Consider the following 23,107-nt stretch of genomic DNA (forward strand, 5'->3'; position numbering starts at 1 on the left):
AACATTAATCGGATTTTTTATTTAGATTTTTTTGAACATGGCGTTGATATAGAGAAAACAACGCAAAAAGGATTGATTTAAAAAAGCGAAAAAAAAGATGGAGCATTTATATCGTTTGGAATAAAAAACGTATATTTGCACGCAATAATTTTTAAACGCATATCCTTATGTCATTTATTGCTGATAAGATTGTAATGGACGGATTGACTTATGATGATGTTTTGTTGATCCCCGCTTATTCTGAAGTCTTGCCCCGCACTGTCGATTTGTCGACAAAGTTTTCTAAAAACATAGAGTTAAAAGTTCCTTTTGTTACAGCCGCTATGGATACTGTTACAGAAGCGAAAATGGCTATTGCTATTGCTCGTGAAGGTGGAATTGGAGTGATTCATAAAAACATGCCGATAAAAGAGCAAGCCAAACAAGTTGCTACGGTTAAACGTGCTGAGAACGGTATGATTTATGATCCGATCTGTATTAAACAAGGATCGACTGTTCATGACGCTTTAGCTTTGATGGCAGAGTATAAGATTGGCGGAATCCCAGTTGTAGATGATCATAAATATTTGGTTGGTATCGTGACGAATCGTGACCTACGTTTTGAGCAAAACATGGATAAGCTTATTGATGAGGTGATGACTAAGGAAAATTTGGTAACCACTAACCAATCGACAGATCTTGAAGCAGCGGCACAAATCTTACAACAATATAAGATTGAGAAATTGCCGGTTGTTGATAAGGAGAATAAGTTGATCGGTTTGGTGACGTATAAGGATATCACTAAGGCTAAAGATAAACCAATGGCTTGCAAAGATTCTAAGGGACGTTTACGTGTAGCTGCTGGTGTTGGCGTGACTGCCGATACGTTTGAACGTATGCAAGCTTTAGTGGATGCTGGAGCTGATGCCATTGTTATCGATACAGCTCATGGTCACTCGAAAGGCGTAATTGATGTTTTGCGTCAAGCAAAAGCAAAATATCCACATATTGACATTGTTGTTGGTAATATTGCTACAGGTGAAGCTGCAAAAGCATTAGTTGAAGCCGGTGCTGATGGCGTTAAAGTTGGTATTGGCCCTGGATCTATTTGTACCACTCGTGTGGTTGCAGGTGTTGGCGTTCCTCAGTTAAGTGCCGTTTATGATGTGGCAAAAGCATTACAAGGAACCGGTGTACCTTTGATTGCTGACGGTGGATTGCGTTATTCCGGAGATGTGGTTAAAGCTTTAGCTGCAGGTGGATATTGCGTGATGATTGGTTCGTTGGTAGCCGGTACAGAAGAAAGTCCTGGTGAAACGATCATCTTTAACGGACGTAAGTTTAAATCATACCGTGGTATGGGTTCACTTGAAGCAATGGAAAACGGTTCGAAAGATCGTTATTTCCAAAGTGGTGAGATGGACGTTAAGAAACTTGTTCCGGAAGGCATCGCAGCTCGTGTACCTTATAAAGGAACGCTGTTCGAAGTGATCTATCAGTTAACTGGTGGATTACGTGCCGGTATGGGATATTGCGGTGCTCAAAATATCGAAAAATTGCATGATGCTAAGTTTACTCGCATCACCAATGCCGGTGTTATGGAGAGTCATCCTCATGATGTAACGATTACAAGTGAGGCTCCAAACTATAGTCGCCCTGAATAATTAAGGCTTTTGCCTTTATAAAATAACGAGAGTTAAGAATTAGTATTTGATTTTTTTCAACTAATTCTTGACTCTTATTTTTTTTATTCTCAATTTTGTGCTTTCTGTTATGATATTATGAGAAAAAACCTATTTATTGTGTTACTTGGCCTATTCCCTTTGATGGCAATGGCAAAAGAAGATCCCATTATAATGCACATTAATGGACAGGCTGTTTATCGTTCTGAATTTGAACAAGACTATCGCCGCATATGTGCCGAAGGGACAACCTCGTTGAATTTAGCGGAGTACACAACAGTTTTTGTCAATCGACGGTTGAAGATCGAGGAAGCTAAACGAATGGGGTTAGATACGGTTGCAGCTTACCGGGAACAATTTGATCAGTTCCGTCGGGAGTGGGTAAAGGACTATTTGGCCAAACAACTGGGCCATGAATATTCTGCAATGAAGAAAGAGAAGGCGACTGAAGAATGGGTTGAAGTCCTTCAAATTACGAAACATCTTTCTCAGAATATCACATCGACTCGATTGCGCTCGGATGCGCGACTCATAGACTCTCTGTACACGGCTCTTTTAGAACATCCCAATCAATCTTTCGAGAAATTGGTCTCTCAGTTCTCCGATGAAAAAAATAAAATGTGGGTAAAGCCGCTGTACTTTACAAAAGAGATCGAGGAGGTTGCCTTTTCACTAAAACCGGGAAAGTTTTCGGAACCGTTTTTCTCTCCGGAAGGCTATCATATTCTGAAAGTTATCTCTCGACGTCAGGTTGAGATTCCTGATTTGTCGGTTGATGTAAACACGTCCGAAGGGGTTGATCGTTTGGTGGATGAGTTGAAGACGAAATATCATTACGCTCCCAACAAGTACGGCATCGACGAATTGTTGCGGAACGGTGAGACCAATAAGACATTGTTCACTTTTGGTGGGCAAACTTTCGGCGGGGCTCTTTTTAAACAGTTCCCTATTGCTAAGGAGTTGGGCGTGAAGGCTGCTTTGAATGCTTTTATAACCCAGCATATTCTTGATTATGAGGGACAGCTCCTGACGCAAGGAGAAGAGTTCCGGAATGCCGTTGAACCCTACTCCAGTGAGTGGCTCATCGGTGAATTGACGCGTCGCAAAGTGGATATCCCTGCTTTCTCCGATCATAAGGCATTGGAAATGTATTTTGAACATCATCAATCAAATTATAAGTTTGATCAGTCTAAGTTCAAAGGAGTAGTGGTGCATTGTACCGATAAGAAAATAGCGAAGAAAATAAAGAAAGTTGTGAAAAAATATCCTCAAGAGGAGTGGGCGATGTTGATTAATAAAACATTCAACTCCGAAGGGAAAGAACAGGTGAAAGTACAAGAAGGCTTCTTTTCTAAGGGAGATAACCCATACGTCGATAAGATGGTGTATAAAGCCGGACGATTTGAACCGTTAAAGTCGCATCCTTTTACTGTCGTTTTAGGGGAGAAGAAGAAAATGCCCGACAGTTATATGGAAGTTGCCGATTTGGTACAAAAAGACTATAAAACCTTCTTAAATACCTATTGGATGGGACGGTTACGGACAGAATATAAGGTTGAAATTAACCAAGAGGTTTTAAAAACCGTTAATAATCTCTGATGTAATTGATTATTCCATTATCTTCGTATATTAAAACCAGTTTAAACAAAATAGGAAATGCGGATTCGGAGCTTTTTTTGGATACTATTTTTCTTTTGTGTGTCTTGCCAAGAAAAGTATGATCACAAAGGATTAACTCCATTGGTTGAGATCAATCATCATTTCTTATATCGTGAAGATTTGGAGAAGGTGATGCCTACAGGGTTGTCGAAAGACGATAGCTTGCTTTTTTCCGAACATTATATCCGTAATTGGGCGGAAGACATTTTGTTGTACGATAAAGCGGTCAATAATATACCGGATAATGCACAGATTGACCAGTTGGTAGAGAATTATCGTAAATCGTTGATTATGCACGCTTATCAACAAGAGTTGATTGCTCAGCGTTTAAGTCGCGAGATTACGCCGCAGGAGATTGCCGAGTATTATGAAAAGAATAAGGATCTTTTCAAATTAGATAGACCTCTAATTAGAGGCTTGTTTATTAAAGTTCCACTCAGAGCGCCTCAGTTGAGCAACGTGAGACGTTGGTACAAAAGTAAGGATCATGAAGCTGTGGAGCATTTAGAAAAGTATAGTTTGCAGAACGCGGTCAAGTATAGCTATTTTTACGATAAATGGATTTTGGCCGATGATGTTTTGGCGATGCTTCCTTTAAAAGGGGTTTCAGCTGAAGACTATTTGAAAAACCATCGGCAGATTGAATTGAAAGATTCGGCGTTTTGCTATTTTTTGAACATCTCCGATTATAGAGGGATTAGTGAACAGAAGCCTTATGAGTTTGCGCAATCGGAAATACATGATTTTCTGATCAACCAAAAGCAGGTCGACTTTATGAAGCAAGTCAAAACCGATTTATACAATGAGGCCGTCAAGAAAGAAAAAATTAGTTATAATTATTAAATACAAAGAATGAAAAAGTTTGTGAACTTTAAATTTGTTATACTGTTGGCTTTGGCATGTATGGCCAGTGCGGAAACATATGCACAGAACAATGTGATTGATGAAGTGGTATGGGTTGTAGGTGACGAGGCCATTTTAAAGTCGGATGTTGAAGAAATGCGCTTGGATGCGTTGTCTAATGGACGTCGATTCAACGGGGATCCTTATTGCATTATCCCGGAAGAAATTGCTGTTCAGAAACTATTTTTGCATCAAGCAAAATTGGATAGTATTGAGGTTTCGGAGTCTGAGATCATCAAACGTGCCGACTATATGACTAATCAATACATTCAAGCTTTTGGCTCTAAGGAGAAGATGGAAGAGTACTTCAATAAAACCTCTTCTCAGATTAGAGAGACCTTGCGTGAGAATGCACGTGAAGGATTGACCGTTCAGAAGATGCAGCAGAAGTTGGTCGGTGAGATCAAGATCACTCCGGGAGAAGTTCGCCGTTATTTTAAAAATCTTCCTCAAGACAGCATCCCTTATATTCCCACTCAGGTAGAGGTGCAGATTGTGACACTTCAACCTAAAATCCCGGTTTCAGAGATTGAAGACGTGAAACGTCGTTTGCGTGAATATACTGACCGTGTGAATAAAGGGGAAATTGACTTTGCGACTTTAGCGCGACTTTATTCTGAGGATAAAGGTTCGGCTATGAAAGGTGGAGAGACCGGATTTATGGGACGTGGAATGCTCGATCCGTCTTATGCCAATGTTGCATTCAGCCTTCAAGATCCTAAGAAGGTTTCAAAGATTGTAGAATCAGAATTTGGTTATCATATTATTCAGCTTGTAGAAAAGCGTGGCGACCGTGTGAATACCCGTCACATCTTGTTACGTCCTCGTGTCTCTGCAAAAGAAATCAAAGAAGCGACTTTGCGTTTGGATTCTATTGGAAACGATATTCGTAACAACAAGTTCACTTTCGATGAGGCTGCATTGGTGATCTCTCAAGATAAAGACACTAGAAACAATCACGGTATCATGGTTAACATTAATCAGAACACCGGTATTACGACCTCTAAGTTCCAAATGCAAGATTTGCCTCAAGATGTAGCTAAGGTTGTGGATGGAATGAATGTGGGCGAGATCTCGAAAGCCTTCACGATGATTAGCGAAAAAGACGGTAAAGAAGTTTGTGCCATTGTGAAACTAAAGTCTAGAGTTGATGGACATAAAGCGACGATCTCTGAAGACTATCAAGATTTGAAAGAGATCGTGATGAATAAGCGTCGCGAACAAATGCTCGAGAAGTGGATCGTTGAAAAGCAGAAACATACTTATGTACGTATTAATGAAAAATGGCAGAAGTGTGACTTCAAATATCCGAACTGGATCAAAAAAGATTGATTATAAAACAGCTCTTGTTATATGCTGAATTCAGAAATGAAAAAGAAAAAGCAAGACAGGCATAGATGGCTATTTATAGCTTTTCTGTGCCTGTTTGGCGTATGCCTTTTGGCGCAAAATAAAAATAAAAAGCCTGAAAATAAGAAGACTAAGGTTTATTTGCTACACTCTGATGAGGTGGTTGCCGATAAAGCTTTACGCCCCGGTGTGCAAGTCTTGACAGGCAATGTCAAGCTCCGTCACGACAGTATGTATATGTATTGTGACAGTGCATTGATCTATAATGAAACCAACTCTGTTGAAGCTTTCAGTAATGTACGTATGGAACAGGGTGACACGTTGTTCATCTATGGCGACTATCTTTATTATGATGGGATGACCCAGTTGGCGCAATTGCGTGAGCACGTTAAGATGATTAATCGTCAAACGACTCTGACAACGGACAGTTTGAACTACGATCGTCTCTATAATTTAGGATATTACTTCGAAGGTGGAGTCTTGATGGATGAAGAGAACGTGCTGACTTCCGATTGGGGAGAATATAGTCCGCAGACTAAGATTGCCGTCTTTAATCATGATGTTAAGCTCGTTAATCCAAAGTTTGTGCTGACTTCCGACACGTTGAAATATAGCACACGAACAAAGGTCGCCACCATTCTTGGTCCGTCTCATATTACGAGCGACGATAATCATATCTATTCCGAACGGGGATATTATGATACGCATAACGAACAAGCAGAGCTGTTGGATCGTTCTATTTTAACGAACCAAGGTAAGAAGTTGATAGGCGATAGTCTGTTCTACAATCGTAAAGAAGGATATGGAGAAGCCTTCGATCATATTGTGATGAAGGATACTATAAATAAGAAGATACTCACAGGAGACTATTGCTTTTATAACGAGCTGACCGATTCAGCTTTTGCCACCAAACGGGCTGTGGCCATGGATTATTCTCAGCAGGATACCATGTACATGCATGCCGATACGTTGCAGATGATTTCTTATCATCTTAATACCGACTCTTTATACCGTGTGATGAAAGCGTTTCATAAGGTCAGAGTGTATAGCAAACAAGCGCAAGCGGTGTGTGATTCCTTAGTCTATCAGACGAAAGATTCCTGTATGACGATGTATCGCGATCCGATCTTGTGGAATGGAAATCAACAACTCTTGGGCGAAGAGATTAAAGTGTATATGAACGATAGTACGATCAATTGGGCGCACATCATTAATCAGGCGTTTACGGTCGAGATGAAAGATTCGATTCATTACAATCAAGTCTCCGGTAAAGAGATGAAAGCCTTTTTTGAGCATGGCGACATGCGTCTGGTTGAAATAACCGGGAATGTGCTGATTGCCTTTTATCCCGAAGAGAAGGACAGTACCATGATCGGTTTCAACTCGGCTGAAGGCAGTGTACTCCATCTTTTTCTTAAAGACAAAAAGATGATTAAAGCCAAGATGATTGGAAAGTCGAATGGGACGCTCTATCCGATGGATCAGATCCCGGCCGACAAACTTAGACTTCCGGCTTTTGCTTGGTTCGACTATATTCGCCCAAAAGATAAAGAAGACATCTTTAACTGGAGAGGGAAGAAGTCGGGTGAGGAACTTCGGCCAACTAAAAGTAATAAGCCGAAGAACGTAGATAAAAGAACATTAATTGATATGAAGTAAGCTATGGGATTGTTCAATAGTAATATGAGGAAGCCACGTCGCTTCAATCATCAATATATTTATGTCGATGAGCGTAAGGAGAAGCTTAATGAAATGGAAGAAAAGGCCAAGCGCGACTTGGGCATGCTTCCTGAAAAAGAATTTTCTCCGGAAGATATTCGTGGTAAATTTGTTGAGGGAACCACTCATTTGAAACGCCGTAAGGCAAGTGGTAAGAAACCGATTTCGGTGGGTATAATTATATTAATCATCATTTTGTTAGGCTTGCTGTGGCATTATTTGCAGACCGGTAGCTGGTCGTTTTGATGATTTTGTTTAAAAGGAGTTTAAAGGTCTATGAGTGATATTATTCATTTGCTGCCGGATTCGGTCGCTAATCAGATTGCTGCCGGAGAGGTGATCCAACGTCCGGCATCTGTTGTTAAAGAACTGGTAGAAAATGCGATTGATGCAGAGGCAAATGCTATTCATGTGTTGGTAACTGATGCCGGTAAGACCGGTATTCAGGTGATTGACGATGGTAAGGGGATGTCTGAAACAGATGCGCGATTGTCGTTCGAACGGCACGCCACCTCTAAGATTCGTCAGGCAACCGATCTGTTTGCTTTACGCACCATGGGATTTCGTGGGGAGGCTTTGGCCTCTATTGCTGCTGTAGCTGAAGTGGAACTCAAAACTCGATTAGCGAAAGAGGAGTTGGGGACACGCTTGGTGGTTGCCGGATCGAAAGTCGAGAGTCAAGAAGTTGTTGCTTGTTCGTCGGGAAGTAATTTCTCGGTGAAGAACTTGTTTTTCAACATTCCGGCCCGACGAAAGTTCCTAAAAGCCAACTCGACAGAATTGAGTAATATCTTGAACGAGTTTGAGCGTATCGCCTTGGTTCATCCTGACGTTGCTTTTTCGCTTTATAGTAACGACTCGGAGCTGTTTAACTTACCTGTGTCGCCGCTACGTCAGCGTATCATTAATATTTTTGGTAAAAAGCTGAACCAACAGTTGCTGAACATTGAGGTCGAGACCACGATGATCAAGATTACCGGATATGTGGCTAAACCGGAGACCTCACGTAAAAAAGGAGCTCATCAATACTTCTTTGTCAACGGCCGTTACATGCGTCATCCCTATTTTCATAAAGCGGTGATGGAGGCGTATGAACACTTGATCCCTAGCGGTGAACAGATCTCTTATTTCATCTATCTAGAAGTCGATCCGGCCAATATTGATGTGAATATTCATCCGACAAAGACGGAAATCAAGTTCGAGAATGAACAAGCCATCTGGCAGATCCTTTCGGCAGCGGTTAAAGAATCACTGGGTAAGTTTAGTGCCATCCCATCGATCGACTTTGATACTGTCGACATGCCTGAGATTCCGGCTTATGAAGATGATCTACCTCCTGCACCACCTAAAGTGCATTACGACTCCGACTTTAATCCTTTTAAATCATCGGCATCGTATGGCGGTGGAGGCAGCACCGGAGGCAACCGTTCGCAGCAAGTCGACTGGGAGCAGCTTTATGGCGGATTTACGAAAGCGAGTAAGATGAATACCGCCGAGGAACAGGAACCGTTCGGTGAGGAACTCGATGGTTTATTGCCTAGTCGCATGGAAGAGCCTGAAGAGCCGGAGCAGACGTTTGTAGAAACCTTCTCTAGTGCTCCTTTATATAAAACGGAAGAAGTCGTCGAAAAAGGCAATCAGCACTTGCAGTTTAAGGGGCGTTTTATCTTGACGTCGGTGAAATCGGGGTTGATGCTTATTGACCAGCACCGGGCTCACATTCGAGTGTTGTACGACCGCTATATGGATCAGATCAGTCAGAAGCATGGTTTCTCACAAGGCGTTCTTTTCCCGGAGATCTTGCAACTTCCTCCTTCGGAATCGACGATGTTGCATACCATCATGGACGACTTGTCGGCCGTGGGATTCGATTTGAGCGATCTTGGTGGCGGCAGCTACGCCGTCAATGGTATTCCTTCGGGGATAGAAGGACTCGATCCGGTGGAACTGGTACGTAACATGCTACACCATGCCATGGAGAAGGGAAGCGATGTGAAGTCAGAAATACAGAGTTTGCTGGCTTTAACCTTGGCTCGTTCGGCCGCCATTGTCTATGGTCAGGTGTTGAGTCGCGAAGAGATGGTCAGCTTGGTCGACAACCTTTTTGCTTGTCCCTCGCCGAATTATACTCCGGATGGTAAGATTATTGTCTCGACCATTAAAGAAGACGACATAGAAAAGCTATTCAAGTAATATCGATCGTTGATCGATGGACAGAGAGCCTCCCCGTAACTTCCAATTGGAAGATTGCGGGGAGGCTCTCTGTTTGGTTCATCCCAATATCAGATTATTGTCGTATCTTTTTTTGGTTCCTACTAAAATAGTATTTATATTTGTCGCGATAAACCTAATTGATGTTTACTACACTATTTAAATCGGATCTGGAATTCTAAACAATCTGTATTTCTTGTACAGGTTGTCCTTTCGTTTTTTCTCGAAGATTCCTTCGAGATGATTTCTCATATCTAAATTTTAGTCACTAAAAACGCATATGATGATGGTCGTTTGCACCATCATGTTTGCGTAATATATTTTACAACAATGAATAACGAAAGTAAATCAATCCACGAATTCAACTTAGATCTAATCAGTAAATACTTCTCAAACGTAGAGCGACAAGGGCCCGGGAGTCCAGAGATTACTCGTAAAGCATTAAGTTTTGTCGAAAACCTCAGTAGTAAATCTCAAATAGCAGATATTGGTTGCGGGACAGGAGGGCAGACCATTAAGTTGGCTCAATACGTGCAAGGCAATATCATGGGAATTGATATATTTCCGAGATTTATCGATAAGCTGAATCATAATGCAAAGAATCTTAACCTTCAAAGCAGAGTTAAAGGGGTAGTAGGTTCTATGGATAATCTTCCTTTTCAGGATGAAGAGTTAGACTTGATTTGGTCGGAAGGAGCGATATATAATATTGGATTTGAACGAGGCATCAACGAATGGAGAAAATTTCTCAAAACGGGTGGATACATTGCAGTTTCAGAAGCCACTTGGTTTACCAACGAACGCCCTGATGAGATTAACAAATTCTGGATGGAAGCATATCCTGAAATAGATACTATTTCTAATAAAGTAGCACAAATTGAAAGAGCAGGATATATACCTGTTGCTACTTTTGTTTTACCGGAAACTTGTTGGATCGAGGAGTTCTTCGCTCCTCAAGAGCCTGTTCAAAAAAAGTTTTTGGAGGCATATCCTGGAAATAAGGTCGTCGAAGATCTTATAGGCTACATGAGGTATGAGGCAGAGCTGTATAATAAGTACAAAGATTTTTATGGGTATGTATTCTATATCGCTAAAAAGACAAATCAATGATTAATCTGAATACTTACTGTTGGAACGATAGGTTGAACCAACAGAGACAGCAATCCATCCACAAGAATCTTCCGCATGGTAGAGTCACCATAGTGCACAAAACATGCTATGAAGTCATTTCTGAGGAAGGATTATATCAATGCGAATTAACAGGAAATATGATGTACGGGAGATCTCATTTTGATTTCCCTTGCACAGGCGATTGGGTGATTTTTCAACCATTTGAGGCAAATAAAGGGTATATTCTCGATAGGCTGCCACGGGAACGAACATTATATCGAAAGAAAAGTGGAGAAACGACCGATAAACAAGCGATTGCTTCGCATATCGACAAAGCCTTTATTGTTCAGAGTCTTGATTACAACTTTAATGTTCGAAGAGTTGAACGGTTCATGACCCAAATAGTAGAAGAGAATATAACCCCTATTTTAATCCTAAACAAAGCCGATTTGAATTTTGACGGGGATAATGTTAGAGAATCCATTAAACATCTTGCAACCAAGATGCCTATTTATTATACAAGTATCCATAACTCCGAAAGTGTATCTATTCTTCGAAAATCAATTTCAGAAGGAGAGACTGTGATATTTGTAGGGTCTTCAGGTGTAGGGAAGAGTTCTCTGATTAATACTCTTACAGATCAGCAGATACTTGAAACATCAGAGATCAGCATTTCTACGGGAAAAGGCCGCCACACCTCTACTCGTCGAGAAATGATTCTGATGGAAGGTTCGGGGGTTTTGATAGACACTCCGGGGGTACGAGAATTTGGACTAGCTATCAGTAGTTCCGATTCTCTCTTAGAGACGCTTCAATTCTCTGATTATGTGGGGTCTTGCAGGTTTAAGGATTGTACCCATACAAATGAACCGGGGTGTGCAGTGTTAGAGGCCCTCAAAAGTGGGGTAATAGATAGAGCTGTGTACGAGAGTTATCTTAAACTTCAAAAGGAAGTTGAACACTTCAATACCTCAGAAGTTGAAAGGAGGAGAAAAGGAAAATCTCTTGCAAAACTCATCAAAGATGTTAAAAAGCAAAAGGGAATCTCATAGTCCTGGCAATCAATATGGGTATTCTTGAATGAGAATGCCCATATTCTTATTCCTCATTGAACTTGTACGGCATGTATAAGATTTATATAAAATAGGCTTTCAACGCACTCCGTAGGGAGAGGTTGAAAGCCTATTTATAAACTTGTTTTATGCTTTTACTTGCTCAGCTCAGCAAAACGTTTAGCCTGTTCGGCGATCAGTTCCGCATCATCAAAGTAGTTAATCTTCATGGATTTCTTAACATCCGATAAGGTATCGGCTGCTGCTGCGCGTGCTTTCTCGCATCCCTCTTTAAGCATGTCGTAGATGGCCGGAATATCTTTTTGGAACTCGCGACGGCGGTTGCGGATCGGTTCGAGCTCTTCTTGCATAATCGCGTTCAGGAAGCGTTTCACTTTAACGTCACCCAATCCACCACGTTGATAGTGTGCTTTAAGCTCCGCTAAGTTTGGATAATCGGGTAAGTAACGTTCGAAATGTTCAGGGCGTGAGAAGGCATCAAGATAAGTAAACACGGTGTTACCCTCTATCTTGCCCGGATCTTGAACACGCAAGTGGTCAGGATCGGTAAACATGCTCATGACTTTCTTCTGAACGTCATCGGCTTCGTCCGATAGATAGATACAGTTGCCCAACGATTTACTCATTTTGGCTTTACCATCGGTGCCCGGTAGACGTAAACAAGCGGCATTATCCGGTAAAAGGATTTCCGGCTCTACCAATGTCTCTCCATAGATGTGGTTGAAGCGGCGAACGATCTCGCGTGCTTGTTCGAGCATCGGCTCTTGATCTTCTCCAACCGGTACTGTTGTGGCACGAAAAGCGGTGATATCGGCAGCCTGACTGATCGGGTAGGTGAAGAATCCGACCGGGATACTGCTTTCGAACTTACGCATCTGGATCTCACTCTTCACCGTCGGATTACGTTGTAGGCGAGAAACGCTGACTAAGTCCATATAGTAGAATGTGAGTTCACACAATTCCGGAATCTGAGATTGGATAAAGATGGTTGACAACTTAGGGTCAAGGCCACAAGCTAAATAGTCGAGAGCCACTTCGATCACATTCTGACGCACCTTCTCCGGATTGTCGATGTTATCGGTCAACGCTTGTGAATCGGCGATGAAGACATAAGTTTTGTCGTACAAACCAGAGTTCTGAAGCTCTACGCGGCGTTTTAACGAACCGACATAGTGTCCAATGTGAAGTCTGCCGGTAGGACGGTCGCCGGTTAATATGATTTTTTCTTTTTTCATCATGAAGGTATTATTTAATTGTTGCAAAGATAACTAGAAAGCATTGAAGATACAACGTAAAAAGAATAATCTTCCTTTTTTTACCTTTCTTTAGGGAGAAATGGTATATTTGTGTACTAACTTCAATGAATGAACGGTCATGCTCATACTCCTTTCTTGTGCCAAAACCATGTCGGAGCGGTCGACAGTCGTCCCGCCGTTGGTTACCGATCCTCGTTTTTACACCGAAGCCCAAGATATTGCGTTCCAAATGTCGCAATTTACCGTTGGCGAACTGGAACAATTATTGCAGGTTAATGCGAAGATTGCCGTCGAAAATTATAAACGTTTTCAATCCTTTCATGCACCGGGAACGGTTAAAATTCCTGCCGTTCTAGCTTATTCGGGCATTGTGTTTAAACGGCTCGATCCGAAATCCTTTTCGCCGGATGATTATCGGTATGCTCAGGATCATCTTCGACTGACTTCCTTTTGTTATGGTTTGCTTCGGCCTCTCGATCGTATTGCGCCCTATCGGTTGGAGGGAAGTGTTCATCTACCCGAGCAAGGCGACGAAAACCTATTTGCTTATTGGCGGTCGCGGCTGACCGATCTGTTTATTGCTGAGATTAAGGCTGCGGGTGGTGTGCTCTGTTATCTGGCGAGTGACGAGATGCGGGGGCTATTCGACTGGAGTCGTGTGGAGCGTGAGGTGCGTGTGGTGGTGCCCGAATTTCAAACGTGGAAGAATGGGCGACTGAAAACCATTGTGGTCTATACGAAGATGTGTCGCGGTGAGATGAGTCGTTTTATCTTGAAACAGCGCATTGAGCGGGTTGAAGAATTGAAAACGTTCGAGTGGGAGGGATTTGTGTTTAACCCGGCTCTATCGGATGATAAGCGCTTGTTGTTTACTCAGGGCTGATCCGGGGAATGGGCTCAAATCGAATCGACTGGTGATGGACTGGTGATGGACTGGCCGAACGATTGATGATGGGTTGATCGATCGACTGATGAGGCTTTTGAAATGGCGTAAAAAGGTTGTTCGAGGTTTTATCTTTTTGGTATTTTTTTTTATCTTATTGACCTTGGTTGAGTTTCATGCGGTGGACAATCGATTTCCCGCGTTTGGCACTTAGAGTTTGACCGTATGGCATTTTAGTTTCGACCGTAGGAAACTGTTTTTTTTACAGTGTGACAATTTTTTGTCAAAGCATGAGAATTTAGTGCGTAATAGTGAAACTCAATTTTAGACGGTTATTTTACCTTCTTTCCGAATCAAATGAACGAATCTTTTTGACTATTTTTTTTATCTCCTTCATCATGTCAATCGTCCCTCATTAACCATATTTCTATGTTTGGTTAATTATGTTCTATCTTATGGATGACAAGCGCTAGTTTTTCTTATGAATAAAAAGCGAGTTGGGGAGGAGTTTCAATTATTTCTATGGGAATTGGTTTATTGATATAATGTGTGGCAGATCATTGATCTGCCACACATTTGCAACGGGTATCTGCCACCCCTCTATTATATTGTTCGTTAAGGTTTTAGTTCTGTAAGGTGGCAGTGTTGCAGATAAAATGAAAAAAAAACTATAGGGAGTGAGTCCGGGTTTACTTCAAACAATCACTTTAATCAATCAGATAAAAAAGGTCTGTTGCCACCTTATAAAGGTTTATGGCAGCAGACCCCAAAAATGCTAAACGGAACGCATTTTGAACTTATTGTTTTCCACTCTTTAACGTGCTTGTACCACTGTCTTCATTGTTCAGACGGCGACTTCTAGAGTCGTATTTTCTGCCGAAGCTAATGTTCCATGACACATTGATGGCGAATAGGCGAGAGCTCTCTTTGATGTAGAACCAGTTCTTCGACGGTGCAATTGAATTAAACTTCTCGCTACCCTGCTTATAGTCATTGATAAATGGGTTGATCGTGATGACTCCGACATTGAGTTGCTTGTAGCGGTAAGTTAGTCCGATGAGGTGGTAGTTTTCACCATATCTCAAAGTCTCTCCGTAAAAGTCGTTCCGGTGATTTTGCATTTGGAAGAAGAAACTCCATTTCTTATAGGAGGCCATGATTTCACCCATGTAATACCAATTGCTGTAGGTATGGTGGTAGTTGTTGCCTCTACTGTCGAAATAGTTTAATCCGGTGGTGAACGATACCGTTAGGATATCTTTTATCGGACCAAATCTAAACTCGGCTTCTGGGTTGAACTTCTGCCAACTCTTTTGATTGTTGTTGGTGCGAATGAACATCTGTCCTTCTCTGACGGTCTCTTCCATGACCGGACGATGTTGGTATTGATGAGATAGGGTCAGGTTGGTGCTGAACAATCCTTTCTTGAAATAGATGTTCATGACATTGTTATAGATCGTCGATAATTTAAGATTCGGATTACCTTGACGGATCTGGAGTGAGTCGATGAGTTGACGTACGTCGCTCATATCCCCTAAGTCGGGCGTTCTTTTAAGGATTTCTCCCCGATATTTGATATAGCTATTGTTCGACAGATTATAAGTCATCCGTAATCGTGGCAGGATGGTGTAGTTCTCATAGCCTTTATCCGATTGATTATACCATGAGCGATAGCCTTTCAAGCCGGCGATTAAGGTGAACTTGCCAAACTTACCGGTATACTCTGCATAAGCCGAAGAATGGGCTTCTTGCATTTGTGTCCGTTTCGATACTGTTCCCATATAATTGTTCTTCGAGATCGATTGGCGATGGTAAAGCCCGGTACTAATCTTGCCTTTCCCTAATGGGCGTTCATAGATACCTTCGGTGATGATTGAATATTTCTCACCCTTTATACCCGATGTGATGGCGGTTAGAGACGTTGCATCTAAAGATTCCGTATAATCTCGGTCATCGTTATTATGGGTGTATGTACCTACCACATTAAGGATTAAAGCTTGTTGATTTTTCAAGTTGCGTTGTAGATAGGCATCAACCGATTGTGAGTAGTATTTAGAACGATTCAAGTCTTTCATCAAGACTTGCTGGTCGGGTTGATCAACCGAGTAAAGATTACTTTTGATGTTTTGATCCTCTCTGGTGTGGCGATTACGGAATCCGATATTGACCAACCAGTCTTTATCTTTTTGATAGTTATAGTTAAGGTTTAGGCGATCGTAGTTGAAAATGCTCTTGTTAGGGATTCCATCTTCCAGACGCGTAAAGGTTGTTGTTTCGTCACGCTTGAACGTTTCTTCGTTCTCTCTCCAGAAGTGTAATCCGCGGTATTGTCTACGATAGTTAACATTCCATTCTGAACGTTTGTAATTGGCTTTGCCGACTGCGGTATAGTCGCCCCATGCAGTATGCGGGGAGATATTAGCGTCTAAAGCGAAGTAACCGCCGGTTTCACGGTGACGTACAATATAGTCGATGACTGCTGCTACATCGTGTCCGTAGCGTAAACTTGGTGTATCGTGGTATTCGATACGGATAATATCTTCCGGGCGAAGTGAATTGATCTCTTCGATCTCTACTTTGGCCCCATTGATGCGTAATTGTACTTCGCCTTCGTCGGACGATTTGATCGTTTTTCTTAAAGGATCGACTTGAATGCGGTTGAGCTGCATGTTTTGTAAAAGTTTCAATCCGTTCGTGGCCGATTTGAGTTGATAGGAGGTTGGCAATAGGATCTTTTTATCAGCTTGGTGAATGACGGGGTTCCCTTTAACGACGACTTCGTTTAGAGCAATAGTCGCTGAGTCGATAGAGATATTTCCTAAGTCGAGTGCTGAGGTGAAATCTTTAATTTCGATTTGCCGGGTTTGATACCCTATACTAGAGATTTGAAGGTTGTAGTTTCCTTTATCCAAATTGGTGATTGAAAATCGCCCTTGCTGATCGGTCGTTCCACCAGATATAAAGATAGAATCATTATCTTTTAAGATCACGTTCGCGAATTCTACAGGAGCTTTTCCTGAGACCACTTTTCCTCTGAGCTGTAAAGTTTGTCCGCCGATGTGGAGGCAGAAATAGATGAGGGTCGAAAATAATATAATCCGTTTCATGTCATTTTTTGATTTAGTATCTAAAGCGTCGCGACTGCTTTCGAGCATTTGTAAGTTAGACGACGGAAACAAAGTGAAAGTTGCACGAAAAAAACTTTTTTTTATTATCCTCTGATAATCAGTATTTTTACAATTTTAGTAAAAAAAACATTGAAAAATAAATTAGAAAAGATTTGGAGATATCAAAAAAAGCCGTACCTTTGCATCGCTTTTGAAACGGAAGTGTACGGGCGTTTAGCTCAGCTGGTTCAGAGCATCTGCCTTACAAGCAGAGGGTCGGCGGTTCGAATCCGTCAACGCCCACTAGAAAGAATAACGACACTTCCGGCTCATTAATCGGGCGTTTAGCTCAGCTGGTTCAGAGCATCTGCCTTACAAGCAGAGGGTCGGCGGTTCGAATCCGTCAACGCCCACTAGAAAAAGGACTCGTAAGAAATTGCGAGTCCTTTTCTGTTTTTGCCCCTCTTTTCATCGTTCTCGATTTTCCTCTTGCAGGTATTATATTCTTCTTTTTTAAAACTTTATTGCTTCTTTTTGCCTTATAACTCAGGAAAAAGCGCTAAATTTGCACTTTAAAAATCATCAAAGACACTTATGGAACTGGATTTACTTACGGCCATATCTCCTATCGATGGTCGATATAGGGGCAAAACGAAAGATTTAGCAGCATATTTTTCTGAGTTTGCGTTGATTAAATATCGCGTACAAGTAGAGGTGGAATACTTCATCACTTTGTGTGAATTGCCATTACCTCAATTGGCTACCGTTGATCATGGATTGTTTGAAACGTTAAGAGGTATTTATCGCAACTTTTCTGAGAAAGATGCTCAACGCATCAAGGATATTGAGAGTGTAACCAATCACGACGTTAAGGCTGTGGAGTACTTCTTGAAAGAAGAATTTGACAAATTGGGCGGATTGGATGATTACAAAGAGTTTATTCACTTTGGCTTGACGTCTCAGGATATCAATAATACTTCTGTTCCTCTTTCGGTTAAAGAGGCTCTTGATCAAGTTTACTATCCGCTTCTGGAAGAACTTATTGCTCAACTCAGAACGTATGCTAATGACTGGGCTGAGATTCCGATGTTGGCTAAGACTCATGGGCAGCCTGCTTCTCCAACTCGTTTGGGTAAAGAAGTGATGGTTTTTGTTTATCGTTTAGAACAACAACTGAAGTCGCTTAAAGCTTGTCCGTTGACGGCTAAGTTTGGTGGGGCTACAGGTAATTATAATGCTCACCATGTGGCTTATCCGGAACATGACTGGAAGGCGTTTGGTGATCGATTCGTAAGTGAGAAGTTGGGTTTGGTGCGTGAAATGTATACGACTCAAATTTCAAATTACGATAATCTGTCGGCGGTGTTCGATGCGATGAAACGTATCAATACCATTATGATGGATATGAACCGTGACTTTTGGCAGTACATCTCTATGGAGTACTTTAAGCAAAAGATTAAAGCGGGCGAGGTTGGGTCAAGTGCTATGCCTCATAAGGTGAACCCGATCGACTTTGAAAATGCTGAGGGTAATTTGGGATTGGCTAATGCTATTTTTGAACATTTGGCTGTTAAATTGCCGGTTTCTCGTTTGCAGCGCGACTTGACCGATTCTACGGTGTTGCGTAATATTGGGGTACCATTCGGACATGTGTTGATTGCTATGCAAAGTTCATTGAAGGGGTTGCGTAAGCTTTTGCTTAATGAAGCAGCGATCTCTCGTGATTTGGATGATTGCTGGAGCGTAGTGGCTGAGGCTATTCAGACCATCTTACGCCGTGAGGCTTATCCGAACCCTTACGAAGCATTGAAGGCTTTGACTCGTACAAACCAGGCTATTAACGAAGAATCGATTAAGGCGTTTATTGAAGGGCTGGATGTGAGTGAAGAACTGAAAGCTGAATTGAGAAAGATTACTCCACATAATTATACAGGGGTATAATAATTATATATAATGATATGAATTCGGCCGTGAGGCCTAGTTTTAATTTTATTCGAATAAAAGATGAGTACAGAAAACGAAGAATGGCGCAAGAAATCTTATAATAATGAAGATTCTGCTGCCGGCCGTGATGGTAACAGAAATTACAACAGAGAAAGACAGGGAGGGTATAATCGCCCGTCGTTCAACCGTGAAGGTGGTGATCGTCCGTATCGCCGAAACTACAATTCTAATAATGAAGGCGGACAGCGCTCTTATGGCGATCGTCCTCAACGTCCTTCATTTAATCGTGAAGGTGGATCACGCTCTTATGGCGATCGTCCTCAACGTCCTTCATTTAATCGCGAAGGCGGACAGCGCTCTTATGGCGACCGTCCTCAACGTCCTTCATTTAATCGTGAAGATGGACCACGCTCTTATGCCGATCGTCCTCAACGTCCTTCATTTAATCGCGAAGGTGGACAGCGCTCTTATGGCGACCGTCCGTATCGTCCTTCATTTAACCGTGAAGATGGACAACGTTCTTATGGCGACCGTCCTCAACGTCCTTCATTCAATCGTGAAGGTGGACAGCGTTCTTATGGTGATCGTCCGTATCGTCCGAGACCATATAATCAAGATAGCTCGCGTCCTATTCGTCGTTCGGCTGACTATGATCCGAATGCTAAATATAGCCGTAAGAAACAGATTGAATATAAGGAGCAGTTCATTGATCCTAACGAGCCGATTCGTTTGAATAAGTACTTAGCTAACGCAGGGGTTTGCTCTCGTCGTGAGGCTGATGAATTTATCATCGCTGGTGTGGTTTCTGTTAATGGTGAAGTGGTAACGGAATTGGGTACTAAGATTAAGCGTACCGATATCGTGAAATTCCACGAGGAAACAGTGAGCATCGAGCGTAAAGTATACGTTTTGTTGAATAAACCAAAAGATTGTGTGACAACTTCTGATGATCCTCAAGAGCGTCGTACGGTGATGGACTTGGTTAAGGGAGCTTGTAATGAGCGTATTTATCCTGTTGGCCGTTTGGACCGTAATACAACTGGGGTTTTGTTGTTGACTAACGACGGTGATTTGGCTTCTAAGTTGACTCATCCAAAGTTCTTGAAGAAGAAAATCTACCATGTTTACTTGGATAAAAATCTAACAAAGGCGGATATGGAGCAGATTGCAGCTGGTGTTCAGCTGGAAGATGGTGAAATTCACGCTGATGCTATTAGTTATATTGAAGAGGATAAACGCGACGAAGTGGGTATCGAAATCCACTCTGGTAAGAACCGTATCGTTCGTCGTATTTTTGAATCATTGGGATATAAAGTAATGAAACTTGATCGCGTCTATTTTGCAGGGCTGACTAAAAAGGGCTTGCGTCGTGGTGATTGGCGTTACCTTACAGAACAAGAGGTGAACTTCCTTCGCATGGGCTCGTTTGAGTAAAAATATAATGTATAAATAAAGTATTATGGAAAAAATTAGTAGAACAAAGATTGTTGACCTGCTTAAATTAGACAGTTTTGGCGAGATGGTCAATGTGAAAGGGTGGGTTCGTACCCGTAGAGGTAGCAAACAAGTTAACTTTATCGCGTTGAATGACGGTTCTACAATAAATAATGTGCAAATCGTTGTCGATTTGGCTGGCTTTGATGAGGAAATGCTGAAGTTAATCACTACCGGTGCTTGCTTGAGCGTAAACGGAATACTTACCGAATCGGTTGGTTCTGGACAAAAAGCTGAAGTGCATGCGCGTGAGATAGAGGTGCTTGGTTCTTGTGACAATACTTATCCGTTGCAGAAAAAGGGGCATTCTATGGAATTCTTACGTGAAATTGCTCATTTGCGTCCACGTACTAATACTTTTGGAGCGATATTCCGCATCCGTCATAACATGGCTATGGCTATTCACAAATTCTTCCATGATAGAGGGTTCTTCTATTTTCATACACCTATTATCACTGGATCGGACTGTGAAGGTGCAGGTCAGATGTTTCAAGTCACAACGATGAACCTTTATGATCTAAAGAAGGATGAACAAGGTTCTATTGCTTATGACAATGATTTCTTTGGAAAACAAACTAGCTTAACCGTTTCTGGTCAGTTGGAAGGAGAGTTAGCTGCTACGGCTTTAGGCTCGATTTATACGTTCGGACCAACGTTCCGTGCCGAAAATTCAAATACACCTCGCCACTTGGCTGAGTTTTGGATGATCGAACCTGAGGTGGCTTTTAATGAGATCAAAGAGAATATGGATTTGGCTGAGGAATTCATTAAATATTGTGTGCAGTGGGCTTTGGATAACTGTGCCGATGATGTGAAGTTCTTGAATGATATGTTCGATAAAGGTTTGATTGAAAGACTTCAGGGGGTACTGAAAGATGACTTTGTTCGTTTGGCTTATACTGACGGTATTAAGATTCTTGAGGAAGCTGTGGCTAAAGGGCATAAATTTGAATTCCCGGTTTATTGGGGAGTTGATTTGGCTTCTGAGCATGAACGTTATTTGGTTGAAGAACACTTCAAACGTCCGGTCATCTTAACTGATTATCCGAAGGAAATTAAGGCTTTCTATATGAAGCAGAATGAGGATGGTAAAACGGTTCGTGCCATGGACGTGCTTTTCCCCAAAATTGGTGAGATTATTGGGGGCTCTGAACGTGAGTCTGACTACAATAAACTTGTTTCTAGAATCGAAGAGCTGGATATCCCAATGAAGGATATGTGGTGGTATTTAGATACCCGTAAATTCGGTTCATGTCCTCATTCAGGTTTTGGATTAGGCTTTGAACGGTTGTTGTTATTCGTTACCGGTATGTCGAACATCCGTGACGTTATTCCGTTCCCGCGTACACCACGTAATGCTGAGTTCTAATTAGAAGAGACTATAATATCTTAAAAAAAACTGTTTTAGTTTAAACTGAAACAGTTTTTTTTTGTTTTAATGGTAGTAGAGTGTTGAATCTTTAAATTGTGCTGCCATGAAAATACATGTTTTATTTACGGTTTTGTTGGCTTTCTTGTGGGGAGGGCCGGCTGCTTATGCTCAAGGAAATGATGATTCATATAAACCGGCTGATTTGAAAGGAATCTGGCAGTTGTGTTATTATGTGTCTGAGCGACCTGGTGTACCGGGAGAATTAAAACCTAGTCATACGTTTAAAGTGTTGAGCGATGATGGTAAGATTGTGAATTTTATGTTGAGGCCGGGATATGATGCAATTATTACCGGATATGGTACTTATCAACAGTTAGCCGATCATTTGTATAAAGAAAGTATCGAGAAAAATATTCGTTTGCCGATGCTTGATAAAAAGGATAACCTGATTGAATTCGAAATCGTTGATCGTGATTATCTTCATCTGAAATATTTTATTCAGAAAGATGTGGATGGTAACGAGCTGAATACTTGGTATTATGAGACTTGGAAAAGGTTGAGAATGCCTGAAATCTTCCCTGGAGATATTATCCCGTGATTTTTAGTTTTATTCGCTCTTTTCTTTGTTATCATGAGCATTCGTTTTCTCGATGCTCATGATAACAAATTCTTTATGTTGGTCTGCTTCTTTTAAGTTTTACCTTGTCTGTCAATTGAATAAACCAAAAAAAGGATTAAAGTCTTTGCCGTTTCAAAGAAAAGCAGTACTTTTGCAAGCCGATTATTATCAAAAAAGGATAAGAGATTAATTCATAGCAGATTAATATTCCTTTGTCCGGGGAAGATTGATGTGTGGTGAAGATTTTTTTTTAGTAGTAACATTTTAAAAACAAAATTAAGAGTGGATACTTTAAGTTACAAGACCATTTCTGCAAACAAAGCAACAGTAACAAAAGAATGGGTTATTGTTGATGCTACAGATCAAACATTAGGTCGTCTGGGAGCGAAAGTTGCAAAATTGTTGAGAGGTAAATACAAACCAAACTTTACTCCTCACGTAGACTGTGGTGATAATGTCATTATTATCAACGCATCTAAAGTTAAATTAACAGGTAATAAATGGAATGACAGAGTCTATTTGTCTTACAGCGGTTATCCCGGTGGACAAAAGGAAATTACTCCTGCCCGTTTGATTGCTAAACCTAACGGTGAAGATAAATTATTGAGAAAAGTTGTTAAAGGTATGCTTCCTAAAAATAAGCTTGGTGCTAAATTATTAGGTAATATGTATGTTTATGCAGGTAACGAACATAAACACGATGCGCAAAACCCGAAAATGATTGATATTAACTCATATAAATAAGA

The 23,107-nt window shown here is 41.4% G+C and carries 17 protein-coding genes and 2 tRNA genes; 17 read left to right on the forward strand and 2 right to left on the reverse strand.

Features of this window, described 5'->3' with window-relative positions; genetic code table 11:
- Positions 1-167 precede the first annotated feature (167 nt).
- The 9 genes from guaB to rsgA all read left to right on the forward strand — a co-directional run bounded on the left by guaB (position 168) and on the right by rsgA (position 11,665).
- On the forward strand, positions 168-1,643 hold the full coding sequence (gene guaB / locus AC4PG5_RS12200; protein WP_492029135.1) for an IMP dehydrogenase: 1,476 nt from the start codon (positions 168-170) through the stop codon (positions 1,641-1,643).
- A 117-nt stretch (positions 1,644-1,760) separates the two neighbouring features.
- A complete protein-coding gene (locus tag AC4PG5_RS12205; RefSeq protein WP_492029136.1) occupies positions 1,761-3,260 on the forward strand; it encodes a peptidylprolyl isomerase in 1,500 nt (499 codons plus the stop codon).
- A 57-nt stretch (positions 3,261-3,317) separates the two neighbouring features.
- Positions 3,318-4,163, forward strand: a complete 846-nt coding sequence (locus AC4PG5_RS12210) for a peptidyl-prolyl cis-trans isomerase (RefSeq protein ID WP_492029137.1) — start codon at positions 3,318-3,320, stop codon at positions 4,161-4,163.
- 9 nt (positions 4,164-4,172) lie between these two features.
- Complete coding sequence (locus tag AC4PG5_RS12215) at positions 4,173-5,555, forward strand: peptidylprolyl isomerase (RefSeq protein WP_492029138.1); 1,383 nt, start codon at positions 4,173-4,175, stop codon at positions 5,553-5,555.
- 21 nt (positions 5,556-5,576) lie between these two features.
- Positions 5,577-7,232, forward strand: a complete 1,656-nt coding sequence (locus AC4PG5_RS12220; protein ID WP_492029139.1) for an OstA-like protein — start codon at positions 5,577-5,579, stop codon at positions 7,230-7,232.
- Positions 7,233-7,235: 3 nt separating this feature from the next.
- Complete coding sequence (locus AC4PG5_RS12225) at positions 7,236-7,538, forward strand: hypothetical protein (protein WP_492029140.1); 303 nt, start codon at positions 7,236-7,238, stop codon at positions 7,536-7,538.
- 30 nt (positions 7,539-7,568) lie between these two features.
- Positions 7,569-9,485 carry a DNA mismatch repair endonuclease MutL gene (gene mutL / locus AC4PG5_RS12230; protein WP_492029141.1) on the forward strand — a complete coding sequence of 639 codons (1,917 nt, stop codon included), beginning with the start codon at positions 7,569-7,571 and terminating at the stop codon, positions 9,483-9,485.
- A 348-nt stretch (positions 9,486-9,833) separates the two neighbouring features.
- Positions 9,834-10,613 (forward strand): class I SAM-dependent methyltransferase, encoded by a 780-nt coding sequence (locus AC4PG5_RS12235; RefSeq protein WP_492029142.1) that lies wholly within the window; start codon positions 9,834-9,836, stop codon positions 10,611-10,613.
- Positions 10,610-11,665: a ribosome small subunit-dependent GTPase A gene (gene rsgA / locus AC4PG5_RS12240; RefSeq protein ID WP_492029143.1), complete on the forward strand. Its 1,056-nt coding sequence runs from the start codon at positions 10,610-10,612 to the stop codon at positions 11,663-11,665. The genes AC4PG5_RS12235 and rsgA overlap by 4 nt, the downstream gene beginning before the upstream one ends.
- Positions 11,666-11,820: 155 nt before the next feature.
- On the opposite strand, the gene trpS is transcribed toward rsgA, so the two are convergent.
- Positions 11,821-12,921 (reverse strand): tryptophan--tRNA ligase, encoded by a 1,101-nt coding sequence (gene trpS, locus AC4PG5_RS12245; protein ID WP_492030758.1) that lies wholly within the window; start codon positions 12,919-12,921, stop codon positions 11,821-11,823.
- A 139-nt stretch (positions 12,922-13,060) separates the two neighbouring features.
- Here trpS and yaaA point away from each other — a divergent pair, with 139 nt between their 5' ends.
- Positions 13,061-13,825, forward strand: a complete 765-nt coding sequence (gene yaaA, locus AC4PG5_RS12250; protein WP_492029144.1) for a peroxide stress protein YaaA — start codon at positions 13,061-13,063, stop codon at positions 13,823-13,825.
- Positions 13,826-14,622: 797 nt separating this feature from the next.
- Here yaaA and AC4PG5_RS12255 read toward each other — a convergent pair.
- Positions 14,623-16,932, reverse strand: coding sequence for a TonB-dependent receptor (locus tag AC4PG5_RS12255; RefSeq protein WP_492029145.1), 2,310 nt, complete (start codon positions 16,930-16,932; stop codon positions 14,623-14,625).
- 228 nt (positions 16,933-17,160) lie between these two features.
- Between AC4PG5_RS12255 and AC4PG5_RS12260 the strand changes: the two genes are divergently transcribed.
- The 7 genes from AC4PG5_RS12260 (at position 17,161) to rplM (ending at position 23,105) form a co-directional block, all read left to right on the forward strand.
- Positions 17,161-17,235 (forward strand) — tRNA-Val (locus AC4PG5_RS12260).
- A 35-nt stretch (positions 17,236-17,270) separates the two neighbouring features.
- A tRNA-Val gene (locus tag AC4PG5_RS12265) sits at positions 17,271-17,345 on the forward strand.
- A 181-nt stretch (positions 17,346-17,526) separates the two neighbouring features.
- Positions 17,527-18,873, forward strand: coding sequence for an adenylosuccinate lyase (gene purB / locus AC4PG5_RS12270; RefSeq protein WP_492029146.1), 1,347 nt, complete (start codon positions 17,527-17,529; stop codon positions 18,871-18,873).
- A 63-nt stretch (positions 18,874-18,936) separates the two neighbouring features.
- Positions 18,937-20,310 carry a pseudouridine synthase gene (locus tag AC4PG5_RS12275; RefSeq protein ID WP_492029147.1) on the forward strand — a complete coding sequence of 458 codons (1,374 nt, stop codon included), beginning with the start codon at positions 18,937-18,939 and terminating at the stop codon, positions 20,308-20,310.
- Positions 20,311-20,335: 25 nt separating this feature from the next.
- Positions 20,336-21,739, forward strand: coding sequence for an asparagine--tRNA ligase (asnS, locus tag AC4PG5_RS12280; protein ID WP_492029148.1), 1,404 nt, complete (start codon positions 20,336-20,338; stop codon positions 21,737-21,739).
- A gap of 106 nt (positions 21,740-21,845) precedes the next feature.
- On the forward strand, positions 21,846-22,340 hold the full coding sequence (locus AC4PG5_RS12285) for a DUF4488 domain-containing protein (RefSeq protein WP_492029149.1): 495 nt from the start codon (positions 21,846-21,848) through the stop codon (positions 22,338-22,340).
- A 303-nt stretch (positions 22,341-22,643) separates the two neighbouring features.
- Entirely contained in the window at positions 22,644-23,105 is a 462-nt protein-coding gene (rplM, locus tag AC4PG5_RS12290) for a 50S ribosomal protein L13 (protein WP_492029150.1), read from the forward strand.
- Positions 23,106-23,107 lie beyond the last annotated feature (2 nt).

It is taken from the genome of Bacteroides sp. QWL-09 (assembly GCF_058683585.1).

Coding starts and splice junctions, on each gene's coding strand:
- guaB (WP_492029135.1), top strand. CDS start 168: ATGTCATTTATTGCTGATAAGATTGTAATGGACGGATTGACTTATGAT.
- AC4PG5_RS12205 (WP_492029136.1), top strand. CDS start 1,761: ATGAGAAAAAACCTATTTATTGTGTTACTTGGCCTATTCCCTTTGATG.
- AC4PG5_RS12210 (WP_492029137.1), top strand. CDS start 3,318: ATGCGGATTCGGAGCTTTTTTTGGATACTATTTTTCTTTTGTGTGTCT.
- AC4PG5_RS12215 (WP_492029138.1), top strand. CDS start 4,173: ATGAAAAAGTTTGTGAACTTTAAATTTGTTATACTGTTGGCTTTGGCA.
- AC4PG5_RS12220 (WP_492029139.1), top strand. CDS start 5,577: ATGCTGAATTCAGAAATGAAAAAGAAAAAGCAAGACAGGCATAGATGG.
- AC4PG5_RS12225 (WP_492029140.1), top strand. CDS start 7,236: ATGGGATTGTTCAATAGTAATATGAGGAAGCCACGTCGCTTCAATCAT.
- mutL (WP_492029141.1), top strand. CDS start 7,569: ATGAGTGATATTATTCATTTGCTGCCGGATTCGGTCGCTAATCAGATT.
- AC4PG5_RS12235 (WP_492029142.1), top strand. CDS start 9,834: ATGAATAACGAAAGTAAATCAATCCACGAATTCAACTTAGATCTAATC.
- rsgA (WP_492029143.1), top strand. CDS start 10,610: ATGATTAATCTGAATACTTACTGTTGGAACGATAGGTTGAACCAACAG.
- trpS (WP_492030758.1), bottom strand. CDS start 12,921: ATGAAAAAAGAAAAAATCATATTAACCGGCGACCGTCCTACCGGCAGA.
- yaaA (WP_492029144.1), top strand. CDS start 13,061: ATGCTCATACTCCTTTCTTGTGCCAAAACCATGTCGGAGCGGTCGACA.
- AC4PG5_RS12255 (WP_492029145.1), bottom strand. CDS start 16,932: ATGAAACGGATTATATTATTTTCGACCCTCATCTATTTCTGCCTCCAC.
- purB (WP_492029146.1), top strand. CDS start 17,527: ATGGAACTGGATTTACTTACGGCCATATCTCCTATCGATGGTCGATAT.
- AC4PG5_RS12275 (WP_492029147.1), top strand. CDS start 18,937: ATGAGTACAGAAAACGAAGAATGGCGCAAGAAATCTTATAATAATGAA.
- asnS (WP_492029148.1), top strand. CDS start 20,336: ATGGAAAAAATTAGTAGAACAAAGATTGTTGACCTGCTTAAATTAGAC.
- AC4PG5_RS12285 (WP_492029149.1), top strand. CDS start 21,846: ATGAAAATACATGTTTTATTTACGGTTTTGTTGGCTTTCTTGTGGGGA.